We start from the raw sequence: 12,469 nt of genomic DNA, 5'->3' as shown, positions 1-12,469 counted from the left end.
CCCCGCTCAGCCCGCGGCGGCCAGCAGGGCGGCGCCGAGGTCCCCTGCCGCACCGCCGCCGGGGAGGGTGAAGTAGTAGCCGCCGCCGAACGGGAGGACGTACTTCTCCAGGGCCTCGCCGTGGAGGCGGCGCTGGACGGTGGCGAAGCCCTGCTCGACGTCGTGCTGGTAGCAGACGAAGAGCAGGCCGGCGTTCTCGTTGCCGGTGGCGTCGCGGTCCAGGCGGTAGGAGTAGCTGCGGCGCAGGATGCGGCTCGCGTCGCTCTCCGGCGTGCGGGGGTTGGCGCGGCGGATGTGGGAGTCGAGGGAGATGGTCCGGCCCTCGGGGTCGTGCGCGTAGTCGGGGGTGTCGGTCTCGCGGGCGGCGCCCAGGGGTGCGGCGTTGTCCTTGCGGCGGCCGATGACGGCCTCCTGCTTCGGGACCGGGTCGGCGTCCCAGAGCGGCATGGCGAAGCGGATGAGGCGGACGACCTGGTAGGTGCCGCCGGCCGTCCAGGCGGGTTCGTCGGTGCCGGGGCGGACCCAGACCTGGCGGTCCATCAGGGCGGTGTCCTCGGCCTCCAGGTTGCCGGCGCCCTCGCGGAAGCCGAACAGGTTGGTGGTGAAGGCGCGGCCGCCGCGGCCGGTCTCGTTGCCGGGCCGGAAGCCGGGCATCCGCCAGATCCGTTCCAGCCCGGGCACCCGGGCGGCGTGGGCGGCGAGTTCGGCGGCCCGTTCGGGGGTGGCGGCGCAGGTCTGGACGGTGAGGTCGCCGTGGCACCAGGCGGGGTCGAGGACGTCGCTGGGGAAGGCGGGCATCTCGGTGAGGCGGCGCGGGCGCAGTGCGGCGAGTCCGTAGCGCCGGTCGAAGAGCGAGGCGCCGACGGAGACGGTGAGGGTCTCGCCGTCGCCGGCCTTCGCGGCTTCGGCGCCGAGCCGGCGCAGGACGTCGGCGAGCCCGTCCCGCCCGGCGGCGGTGATCCGGTAGGCGGCCACCTCCGCGGCGGCGGGCGGCACGGTGGTGACGCCGGCCTGGTGCGTGGCCGGGGCGGCGGGCGACGGCGGCGGTGCCACCGCGGGCGATCCGGAGCCGCCGGGCGGCGCACTGCTCACCTCGGACTCGGGCCCGCAGGACGTGGCGGCGACCGCTCCGACCAGTCCTGCCAGCAAGGGGCGCCGACGGATCTGCACGTTGTTCCTCGTTCCTGATTGTTCGTTGACGTCGCGGCGCGTACTGGGGGGCGTCGCGGGGGCGTTCTGCCGGGTGGAAATACGGCGGCCGGCAGGCGGACGCCTCACCCGGCTCTCTCACCGGGTGGTGCGGTCCGCCTGCCGGCCGACGGGGATGCCCCTGGGTGGTGCGGCCCCGACGCTGCGGCGGGGCCCGGTCCCGGGCGTTGGGCGGTCGGGCCCCGACGGTGTGCGGTCGGGGCCCGACGGTCTCAGGCCTGCTCCGGGCCGCTCTCGTCGAGGTAGGCCGCGAGGTCTTCCAGGATCGCCTCGAACAGCGTTGCGTCGATCGTGCAGTCCTCGAACTGGCCGTAGAGGTCGACGATCTCGACGAGCTCCGGTCCGAGCCGGGTGACGCCGGCGCTGCTGGTGCCGAGCTTGTACGCGGCGCCACCGGCCTCCGCCCGGCAGCGGCGCCACTCGCGGAGGTAGGACCTCGGGTCGTCGCTGCCGGTGCCGAAGCCCAGGATCAGCGTCTCGACCGCCAGCCGGAGGTTCTCGTCAATGCCCGGGGGCGCCTCGACCAGGACCATGTCGTCCTCGTCGAGGCTGAACGCCCACTGGGTTCTGCTCATCACTTGGGCCCCCTCGGGAAGAAGGTCGACGGGGTGTAGGTGCCGTCCGGCTGCTTCTCCAGGAAGCCGGTCATCCGCACACCGTTGTACTCGCCGTGCACCAGCGTCCCGCCGCGCTTGTACTGGCCGGTGGCGAACAGGTGCCGGCCGGCGGCAAGGATATCCTCCTTGGTCCAGTTCTCCGGGAAGAAGGTGTGCCCGGCGCTGGCGATCTTCTCGATCTTCCCGCCGTCCACGAGGGCCCCGACGGCCCCGTCGACGACCTTCACGGATCCGTCGGACTGGGTGACCAGCCTGCCGCTGATGTAGCGGCCCTCCGGGATCCCGCCGCTCTGGTTGGGGTGGAGGTGCCACCCGGCGAAGGCTCCCTTGTCGGTGATGACGCCGTCCCAGACGTGCTCGGCGGCCTTGTCGGAGATCTTGACGAAGCTGCCGGGCGTGGCGGGCTTGTTGCCGCTCGGGTCGGTGAGCGCGGTGGGCCGGTTGGCCGCGTAGGCGTGGAGGTTGGTCCCGCCCTTGAAGCCGATCGGGTCCTCGCTGATGAACCGGTGCAGGCCGGGGCTGTAGTAGCGGGCCCGGTTGTAGTAGAGGCCGGTGCCGTCGTCCTCGCGGCCGGCGTAGCGCCGGCTGTTGCCCTTGTCGTCGCCGCTGGTGGCGGTGGTGCCGAAGGGGTCGTAGAGGTACCGGGCGGTGATGGTGCCGGCCTCGTCGGCGAGGGCGACCGTGCTGCCGAGCGGGTCGGTCAGGTAGCGGGTGGTGGTGCCACCGCTCTCGCGCAGCTGGACGCGGTCGGTGCCCGCGTCCACCGTCGTGGTGACGGTGGTGCCGGTCTTCTCCTGGAGCGGGTTGTCGCCGTCGTTGAGGAAGCCGGTGGTGACGCCGCCCGTGGTCCGGGTGGCGCGGCGGCCCTGGGCGTCGTAGCCGAAGGTGGCTGCGGTGCCGGGGCCGTTGACGGCGGTGAGCTGGCCACGGACGTTCCAGGTGTAGCTCCTGGTGCCGTCGTTGGTGAGGTTGCCGTCGGCGTCGTAGCCGACGGACTTGGCCCCGATGCTCTTCAGCTGGTTCGCCGCGTCGTATACCGACGTCTCGGTGGTGCCGGGGATCGCCGTGCGGGCGAAGCTGCCGCCGATGCGGATCGGCAGGCCGGCCGCGTTGTAGGTGTAGGTGAGGTTGCCGAGGTCGGTGGAGCCCTTGCGGTAGGTGACGGAGCTGATCCGGCCCGCCGGGTCGTGGGCGTAGTCCTGGTGAACGCCGTCACCCGGTGCGCCGGTCCGGGTGATCCGGCCGGCGTCGTCGTGGCCGACGGCGACCGCCTCCGCGCCGTCCTTCCTGACCGAGACCAGCTCGCCGTTGTCGTCCGCGACGTGTTCGAGCAGCGGCCGGCCGCCCACCAGGACCTGGCGGGTGCGGCTGGTGGAGCCGTAGGCGTAGCCGACGGTGCCCTGGCCGGTGGTCTCCTCGGTGACGCGGTCGAGGAGGTCGTACTTGGTCGTGACGAGCCCGTTGGCGGTGTCCTCGATGCGCAGCGCGCGGTTGCCCGCGTCGTACCCGATGGTGGTGCTGCCCTGGTCGGTCGTGCCGGAGACGCCGAAGCGGGTCTTGACCGGGCGGTCGAGCTGGTCGTACTCGACGGTGGTGACCTTGCCGCTGCGGGCCGTGGTGCTGACCGCGTTGCCGTTGCGGTCGTAGTCCTGCTTGGCGATCCGGCCGAGTGCGTCGGTCACGGTCGTGGCGTGGTCCATGGCGTCGTAGCCGTAGACGGTGGCACCGCCGCGGGGGTCGACGACCTTGGTCCGGTTGCCGTTCGGGTCGTACTCGTAGCCGGTGGTCCGGCCGAGCCCGTCGCTCGCGGTCCGGATCCGGTCGAGCACGTCGAATCCGGTGGTGCGGACGTTGCCGAGCGGGTCGGCGCTCTCGTACAGGCGGCCGGCGGTGTCGAACCGGCTCCGCTGAGCCTGGCCGAGCGGGTCGGTGACGGCGACCGGGTCGCCGAACTCGTAGGTGTAGGTGGTGGTCCGGCCGGTCGGGTCGGTCTGGCTGGTGACCTGGCCGGCGTCGTCGGTGGTGTAGGTGGTCTTCCTGCCGAGCGCGTCCGTGGAGCTGAGGACCGCGCCGCGGGCGTCGTACGCGGTGCGGGTGGTCTTGCCGTACGCGTCGGTGACCGCCGTGACCTCGCCGAACGGGCCGTTCCGCTCGACCGTCTCGATGCGGGCGTCCGGGGTGCCGGCCAGCCCGGTGGTCTTGGCGATCTGGCCGTTGGCGTCGTACTCCAGCTCGACGCGCCGGCCGAGTGCGTCGACGGTGGCGGTCGGGCGACCGCCCGTCGGGTCGTACTCGGTTCGGGTGGTCTGTTCGACCGGGGTGCCGAGGGCCTTGGTGTGGCTGGTGGTCAGGCCCTGGGCGTTGAAGGTGAAGCGCTGGACGTCGCCGCGCGCGTCGGTCATCCGGGTCTCGGCGATCCTGCCGTCGGTCCCGGCGGTGTAGTCGAACCTGGTGACGCCGCCGTCGGCGGCGGTCTGGGTGGCGACGCGGCCGAGGCCGTCGTAGGTGTTGGTGAGGAAGACCGTCCCGCGCGGGTCGGTGATGGTCTTCATCCGGCCGGACTCGTAGGTGTACCTGGTGACGCCGCCGGCCGGGTTGGTGACGGTCTCCAGGTGGCCGTCGGCGGTGTAGGTGTAGCCGACGGTGCGTCCGAGGTTGTCCTCGGCCTTGGTGATCCGCGGCGGGGTGGCGTTGTCGTACGAGAACTTGATCCACTTGCCGTTCGGCGAGGTCACCTGGGTGACCGGACCGCGCAGGCGCACCTTGCCGTCGGAGTCCGCCGGCGCGGGGGCACGGGTGATCGTGGTGGTGTTGCCGAACTTGTCGCGGATCGCCTGCAGCGGCGCCTCGTCACCGAGCACGTAGGTGGTGCCGTTGCGGAGCTTGACGTCCCAGCCGTTGCCGTTCCAGCCCATGGTGGCGCCGGAGAACTCGGTGGGCGTCGGGTCGGCGAGGAAGAGCGCGTCCTCGTAGGTCTTCTCGCCGGGGGTGATGCGGCGGAAGTGGACCTTGCTGCCGTCCGGCTGGACGAGGTCGACCTCCAGGTAGCGGTAGTAGCCGATGTTGCCGGTCGACCACGGGAAGTGGCCGAAGTTGAAGTTCATGCCGACGCCGAAGGCGCGGGAGTCCTGGTCGCCCTGCTGGTAGGTGCGGCGCAGGGTGAGCGGCATGACGTCGTCGAGGGCGAGGTCGGTGTTCTCGTCGACGAGCAGGCCGGTGGCGGGGTCGACGGGGTCGCCGACGCGCGGGCCGGGCCGCGGGGCGACCGGCGGCGGGTTGTGGCCGGGGACGGCGGTCATGGCGCCGGTGAAGCGGTAGACCTTGACGTCCGGGTCGGGCACGACCTGGTTGCCGTCGGGGGTGACGGTGCCCTTGCCGTAGATGTGCCAGCCCTGACCGTCCGGATCGTAGTTCCAGAAGATCATCCGCGTGCCGGGGGCCTCGCGGGTGTAGTTCGGGTAGACGATCTGGGCGCCGTCGGGGAAGAGGTAGCCGCTGCCGGGCTGGACGGTGAAGTAGATCGGCACCTGGGTGGGCGGCAGCGGGAAGGGCGTGCGGTCGATCGGGATGGGCGTGATGGACAGCTCGGTGGCGAGCTTGCCGTCGCCGTCGCGGACCACGGCCCCGGCCGGGATGTGGACCTCCAGACCCGGGATGGCGGGGGTCTTGAGGACGGTCTTCTCGGTGGTCGGGGAGGCGATGCGGACGGTGGTGGAGGTGTCGGTCTGCGGCAGGAAGACGGTGTCCGCCACCCGCAGGGTCTTCCCGGCGGGGACGTCGACGCCGATGTCGAAGACGCCGTAGGTGCGGTCGGCGCTGCCGGCGGTGCGGCCGTCCACGCGCAGCACGCGGTGGCCGGCGTCGGTGCCGGTGACCAGGAAGCGGCCCTCGGCGTCCGTGCGGGCGGTGGCCTTGCCGATGCTGACGGTGGCGCCCGCGAGCGGGCTGCCGGCCACGGTGCGGATCTGGCCGGAGACCGCGGTGGTGCCCTTCGGGGCGTCCGCCGGGTACTCGGGCCGGGGGGCCGCGCCGTAGCGGGTGTACCAGCCCTTGCCGGCCAGGTTGTCGGCGTCGGGCTTCCAGACCGTGTCGGCGGGCTTGGACTCGCCGCCCGGGGCCTGCCGCGGGAAGCCGCAGGCCGCCCAACCGGCCGCCGGCTCACCGGTCTGCGGGGTCTTCCTGGTGCTCTTGGCCGCGACCGGGACGGCGCGGCCGGTGCCGGCCGGGAGCTGCGCGGCCGTGCCGCACTGTTCGGGCGTCGGCGTGGTCGCCGCCTCGCCGGTCACCGCAACGGCGCTTGCCGCCGCGGGGGAGTCCGCCGTCGGAGCCTCCGCGGACGGGGCCTCCGTGGCCGCCTTGGCCTTCGCCGCCGCTGCGGCCCCGACGCGGCCGACCGCGACAGTGGTGGAGCCGGTGGCCGCGGACCGCGGGTCGACGACCACCCGGTAGGTACCGGCCACCGTCAGCGCACTCGCGAACTTGTACGCGCTCTCGTCGAACCGGGTGGTCGGCCCGGCCAGGACGGAGCCGTCCGGCTTCAGGACGGTGAGCCGGAATCCGTTGCCGAGGAAGGTGGTGCCGGTGAAGTTGAGCTGCAGGTTGTCACCGACGGCGCCGGTGAAGGTGAACGTCCCGTCCTGGCCGGGCCGGTTGAGGGCGAGCGCGGCACCGGGGCCGCCGGCGGTGACGCCGCCCGCGTCCACGGCGGTGGAGAGGGTCCAGGTGACCGTGCCGGTGGTGCCGGAGTCCGGGTCGTCGACGATCTCGTAGCTGCCGGTCGCCGGCAGGTCGGGCAGGGTGATGCTGTCGTTGGCGTTGAGGAATTCGGTCGACCCCAGCGAGCCGCCGTCCGGCTTGGAGATCTTCAGCGTGTGGCCGCGGAAGCCGGTCGTGGCACCCGTGAGGGCGAGGCTGAGCCGCTGGCCGGCGGTGCCGTCGAAACGCACCGAGGCGTTCTGCGCGGCGCGGGCGACGGTGACGTTCTTGGCGTCGCCGTCGACGGCGAGCGTGCCGGCGTTCACGGTCTGCGAGAGCTGGACGGTGTAGTCGCCGAGCGCGGAGCTGTTCGGGCTCGCCAGGATCTCGTAGGTACCGGTGGCCGTGAGCGGCGGGAGGTCCAGGCCGCCGGAGTTGCGGGAGGCCACCTCCTTGCCGTCCGGGCCGGTGACGGTGAAGGCGACGGTGCCGGTGTAGCCCTTGGCCAGGTGACCGAGGCTGAGCTTCTGGCCGGCGGTGCCCTGGAAGGTCATCCGGGCGTTCTGCGACGCACGGGTGATGCTGACCGGCTTGTCCTCACCGACCGCGACGGTGCCGGCGGAGACGTCGTCGTTGAGCCAGACGGTGACGGTGCCGGTCGCGGAGCCGCCGCCGACGATCAGGTCGTACCTGCCGTTGGCGGTGATCTTCGGCAGATCGGCGCCCTCGCCGTAGCTGTACAGGCTGCTCTGGGTCCGGTCGGGCCGGATCAGCGAGACGCCCGGCAGGTAGAGCCGGGTGCCGATCTTGAGGTTCAGGTTGGTGTAGCCGAGGCCGAGCCGCTGGCCGTCGGTGCCGTCGAAGCTCAGCCGGACCTGCTGGCCGGGGCGGGCGAGGGTGACCGTCTTCTCCTGGCCGCCGGGGCTGATGGCGCCGCCGTCGGTTTCCTCGGAGAGCCAGGCCTTGGCACCGCCCACGCTGGCATCGGTGAAACCGATCACCAGGCGGTAGGTGCCGGGTGCGAAGGTCTTGAGCCGCAGGTAGCTGTCCAGGCTGAAGCTGCGCCAGGTGGTGAACTTGGCGCCGCCGGGCTCGTACAGGGTGGCCGAGACGTACTTGTACTGGGCGGAGGCCGTCACATCCGTGAAGGCCAGCCCGTACCAGCTCTCCTTCTTGCCCTCGAAGGAGAGCTCCAGGAACTGCCCCGGCTTGGCCAGGTTGAACGCGAAGCCCTGGTCGGTGGCGTTGGTGGCGCCGGTGACGTTCCTGGTCAGCGTGGTGGTGAGGGAACCGCTGCCGGTGCCGTCGGGGTCGATGACGAGCTGGTGGACGCCGGTGGTGGTCAGGGCCGGCAGCGGGACGTTGCGGCCGGTCCGGGCGTCGAGCGGCCACGGCGTGTCGTACTGGTCGGCGGCGAAGGAGCGGCCGAACGGGTCGTACAGGCGGAAGGCGGAGCGGGTGCTGATGGTGTTGCCGGACAGGCCGAGGCCGAGCTTGTCGCCGGCCTTGCCGTCGAAGCGCAGGACGAGGGCCTTGCCGGAGGCGATGGTCGAGGTGACCGAAGCGCCGTCGACGGCGAGCGCGCCGCCGTCGACCAGGCTGCCGGGCGCGACGCCGGTCGGCGGGACGACGAAGTCGCTCCCGCTGGTGGCGGTGCCGCCCGGAGTGCGGACGGTGATCCGGCCGGAGGAGACGGCGCCGGGCACGACGACGGTGAGGCGGGTGGGCGTCGCGGTGACGACCTTGGCGAGCGTGCGGTGGAACAGCACCGCGTTGCGCGCCGGGTCCGGGTCGAAGCCGCTGCCGTCGATGGTGACGGTGGTGTCGGGGGCGCCGAGGGCGGGCGAGAAGCCGGTCAGCGCGGGGGCCGGACGGGCGGCGCCGATCCGGAACCTCTCGGTGCCGGTCGCGCTGGTGCTGCCGACGGCCACGGTGACCGGGCCGTCGGTGGCGCCGGCCGGGACGAGGACGGTCAGGCGGTTGCGGTCCGCGGCGGTGACCTGGGCCGGGGTGGCGGTGCCGGTGAAGGTCACCTTGTTCGCGGCCGGGTCGGTCGCGAAGGCGGTGCCGCTGATCTCGACCTTGGCGCCGGCCGCGGCCTGGTTGGGCACGGTGGCGAGGACGGACAGCTCGGACGACGCGTACTTCCTGGTGGAGAGCGTGTTGCCGGCGGCGTCGTACTCGTAGCGGGCGGTCTCGCCGCCCGGCTGTGAGACACCGACGAGCTGGCCGGCCGCGTCGTAGAACAGGTCGTGCGGGTCACCGGAGGCGAAGGCGTCCACCACGAAGCTGTACGCGGCCGGGGTGGAGGCGGTGCCGGTGGCGTCGATCGCCCGCACGGTCAGCGTGCGGCGCCCGGCCGAGGTCGGGGTGAGCGTGACCGCGGCGGAGCCGTCGGCACCGGCCGCAACCTCGGTGGCCTTCGCGTCGGTGTCCAGCTGGTAGCCGTACTTGACGACCTGCTTCGACCCGCCGGGCTTGAGGGTGAAGGTGCCGGCCCGCCCGATGCCGCCGTACGGCTGTCCGTCCGCCGGGTACTCGGCGGAGGAGACCAGCGGCGTCTCCGGAGCCTGGACGACGTCCTCGTAGGTGACCGACAGCACCGGGTTGGTGGCGAACCGGGCGAACCGGCCCGGGTCGGACTCGGTGCTGTTGCGCAGCGCGAAGGTGAGGCTGCGCCAGTTGGATGCGGCGGCCTCGGCGGCCGCCGAGGTGACGTCGAACGGGGCGGGGGGCGGGGGCGTGACACCGCCCACGCCGCAATTCCCCCGGAACGTACCGGTGGTGACGAGTCGCTGCAGGGCCGGCTGGTTGTTCCAGGTGGTCGCCGGACCGATCGGACCGGCGAGCCAGGCCTCGATGCTGTTCTGAGAGCAGGAGCCGGTGTGCGTCTCGGTCGCCGCCAGTTGCGCGCTCAGCACGCGCTTGCCCCCGAGGCCGGTCGGAACCGCGAGCTGGAGGTACGTGCGGTACACGCTGTTCGGGAGGGTGAAGCCCTGGTAGCCGACGCCGAGCCCGTTGCCCGTGGGCGTGGTGTTGTAGAACGAGGACGTCGGGTACGCCGACCTGACCTCGGTGAAGGCCTCGGTGGTACTGGAGGCCCACGCGGGGTCGATGTAGACCGGGTAGACGGTGTCGGCCGCCTTGAGCAGGCCGGCATCGGGGGTGATCCCGATGGTGCCGTCCTGCACGCTGGTGCCGACCTCCGCCTCGTGGGCGCCGGTACCGGGCCCGCCGGGGCCGGAGCGGGCGTCCGGGCGGGCGTCCTGCGCCGAGGGCTGTTCTGCGGCGGGCTGCCCGGCCGCCGCCTTCCGGCCCTTCGGCGTGGTGGGCGCGGTGGGGGCGGAGGCGGGTGCTCCGGCGGAGTCCCACATCCGGGCGGGCGGGGCCTGGAACACCGCCCGGCCGGCGGCGTCCTTCACCGCGAGCCCGGTACCGTCCTCCTGGCCGAGCGTCAGGCCGGGGCTGGTCCGGGTGACCAGCTTGAGGGCGGCGAGGCCGGGATCGGCGGCCGCCTTGGCGTTCTTGACGACCAGGACCTCCTGCACACCGCCGCCCGGGGTGACGGTGAGCCGCAGGTCGACGCCGCTCGGCAGGACGTCGGGGTAGGTGAGGCCGGCCCCGTCGGCGACCGGCACGGGGAGCTTCTCCGGCCAGAAGAGTTCGAGCCGCTGGCCGCCCTCGACGGTGAGCGCGGCCAGCGGGCCGGAGCCGCCGCCGGACAGCTCCACCGCCTGGGCGGTGGCCTGCGGCACGTAGCTGCCCTCGGCGGTGCGGCGCAGCGTGGGGTCGACGGCCGTCCAGCCGTCGCCCTTCCTGGCCCAGCGGGGCTGGGGGGAGATCTCGGTGGTGAACGTGCCGTCCGGGTTGGCGAAGGTCTGCGCGGTCGCGGTGCGGGCGTCGCCGACCTCGACCCGGCCGTGCTGGCGGCGGGCCGCCTGGCTCGCGGCCGCGGCGTCCGGGGCGGAGTCGGCCCGATCGGCCTGCGGAGCGGCGGCCCGAGCGGGCGCCTGCGCGTTCACCGTGGTCAGGACGACCGACAGGGCGATCGCGACGGTACCGGCGACCCGGGCCAGCCGGCCTCCGGTCCCCCTTGACGTGGCACCACCCGGTGGTGTGGAGCCACCGGGCTCCGCTGTGGACGAGGCGGGCAGCTGTGGCGTGCCCTGACCGTACGAAGACATGGCTGGGAGAACCCCCGATTTGTTCGCGGGCGGCGCATCGACGCCGCGCATGATCACGAACACAATCCCTTCACTGGTGATGCACTGTCAAACGCCTTACCGCCGACCCATCCTGATCGCACCGAACCAGTGGCCGGAGTCCGATCTGCACCAATGTGATGGTGTGATGGAGGCCTCGCTGTCACCCGGCGTATCGCGCAGTGCCCGCCGCCACCCGGACGGCCCGGACCGCCGCAGTGCCACAGGCGGCGACCGGGCTCGGCAACCCCGCGGGCACCGGGGGTCGGCTTCGGGTTCCTCGCCCGCCCCGCAGTTCGGGGGGCTTCCCGCGAGTGCGGGGATGGCCCCGGCCAAGATCAGGACATTGCTTTGACGCGACCGTCGGCCACGCGCATGCGGGGGTGGCCGAGGGTGTTCGACCTGCGCTTGTACGTCATCCGAAGGGGCTACGGTGCCGCGGCCGCCGATGCCTGCGCCCAGGGTGCTCGTCACCCCGCCCTCGCCGACTTCCGGGCGGCCTTCCACCGCCGTGTCGGTACGTCCCCCACGGGCCACGGGCCACGTTCCAGGCGCAGTGCCGTACGGCCTGGCTCCGGGCCACGCGCGCCACGTGGTGCGGGCGGGGCGCGGGGCCGGGAGAGTGGAGACATGCGTGGTCGAGCCTCGCCAGGACGTCGGCAGGACGTCGGCAGGCCCGCTCGCAGGCATGATCGGAGGAGCACCGTGACCACAGACACCGCCCTCGGCTACGACGTGTTCGTCCTCGATCCGTCGCCGCTGACCGGGTCCGGACCGCTGCCCAACGGGGAACCACGCCGCTACCAGCCCATCGCGGTCACCCTCGTCCACGGCCGGCAGGACGCCGTCCTCGTCGATCCGCCGCTCACCACCGAGCAGGCGCAGAGGGTCGGGGACTGGGTCGAGGCGAGCGGGAAGCGGCTGACACACATCGTGGCCACCCACGGACACGGTGACCACTGGTTCACCGCCGAAACGCTCGCCGAGCGCTTCGGTGCCCAGGTGGTCGCCTCCGCCGGGACCATCGAGCAGATGCACGGCAACGTGTCGGCCCGGGAGCTGCTCTGGGACGTGATGTGGCCGGACCAGATCCCGGTGACCGCGGTGACGGCCGAGACGGTCCCCGGCAACCGTCTCACCCTCGAAGGCCACGATCTCGGCCTCGTCGAGGTCGGGCACGCGGACAGCGACGACTGCACCGTGGTGCACGTGCCGGACCTCGGGCTGGTGGTGGCCGGCGACGTGATCTACAACGGCGTGCACCTGTATCTCGGTGATGCGGCCGCAGGGGAATTCGGCCCGTGGCGCAAGGCCATCGACACGGTCGCGGCCCTGCAGCCGAGCCGGATCGTCGCCAGCCACCAGAACAAGGACCTCGACGACGACGCCGGACGGGTCATTGCCGAGACCCGCCAGTACCTCGACGACGCCGAGGCCGTCCTGGCCAAGCAGACGACGGCGGAGGGCTTCTTCGCGGCGATGCTGGAGCGCCACCCCGACCGGCTCGGCAGGACCGTCCTGTGGGTGAGCGCACGGGCGCTGTACTTCGCTCGCGAGGGGGACGACCCCTGGCAGACCCTCATGGCGGCCTGGCTCTGATCGGACGCGGGTCCGATCGGACGCGGCTACGGCTCTGATCGGACGCCGCAGGGTTCGGCTCCGCGAGGGTTCCGCTCCCGGAGGGGCCGCGGCCCTACGGGTCCAGGAACGCGTGCACGTCGGCGGCGAACGCCCGGGCGGGCTGGA

Annotated in this window: 4 protein-coding genes; 1 reads left to right on the top strand and 3 read right to left on the bottom strand. The window is 73.0% G+C overall.

The genetic code is table 11. From position 1 onward, the window contains the following. Positions 1 to 6: 6 nt before the first annotated feature. The 3 genes from ACIPSC_RS32545 to ACIPSC_RS32535 form a co-directional block, all read right to left on the bottom strand. On the bottom strand, positions 7 to 1,170 hold the full coding sequence (locus ACIPSC_RS32545; protein ID WP_400831321.1) for a Dyp-type peroxidase: 1,164 nt from the start codon (positions 1,168 to 1,170) through the stop codon (positions 7 to 9). Positions 1,171 to 1,421: 251 nt separating this feature from the next. After that, entirely contained in the window at positions 1,422 to 1,784 is a 363-nt protein-coding gene (locus ACIPSC_RS32540) for a hypothetical protein (protein WP_400831319.1), read from the bottom strand. After that, positions 1,784 to 10,705, bottom strand: coding sequence for an RHS repeat-associated core domain-containing protein (locus ACIPSC_RS32535; protein WP_400831317.1), 8,922 nt, complete (start codon positions 10,703 to 10,705; stop codon positions 1,784 to 1,786). The genes ACIPSC_RS32540 and ACIPSC_RS32535 overlap by 1 nt, the downstream gene beginning before the upstream one ends. A 723-nt stretch (positions 10,706 to 11,428) precedes the next feature. Between ACIPSC_RS32535 and ACIPSC_RS32530 the strand changes: the two genes are divergently transcribed. Further along, positions 11,429 to 12,322: an MBL fold metallo-hydrolase gene (locus ACIPSC_RS32530; RefSeq protein WP_400831314.1), complete on the top strand. Its 894-nt coding sequence runs from the start codon at positions 11,429 to 11,431 to the stop codon at positions 12,320 to 12,322. Positions 12,323 to 12,469 lie beyond the last annotated feature (147 nt).

The organism is Kitasatospora sp. NPDC090091 (assembly GCF_044747365.1).
Lineage (GTDB): Bacteria > Actinomycetota > Actinomycetes > Streptomycetales > Streptomycetaceae > Kitasatospora.
This window is presented reverse-complemented; position numbering and strand designations above follow the sequence as displayed.

Excerpts from the sequence above, each read along its gene's own strand:
- ACIPSC_RS32540 (WP_400831319.1), bottom strand. The coding sequence starts at position 1,784 with ATGAGCAGAACCCAGTGGGCGTTCAGCCTCGACGAGGACGACATGGTC.
- ACIPSC_RS32535 (WP_400831317.1), bottom strand. The coding sequence starts at position 10,705 with ATGTCTTCGTACGGTCAGGGCACGCCACAGCTGCCCGCCTCGTCCACA.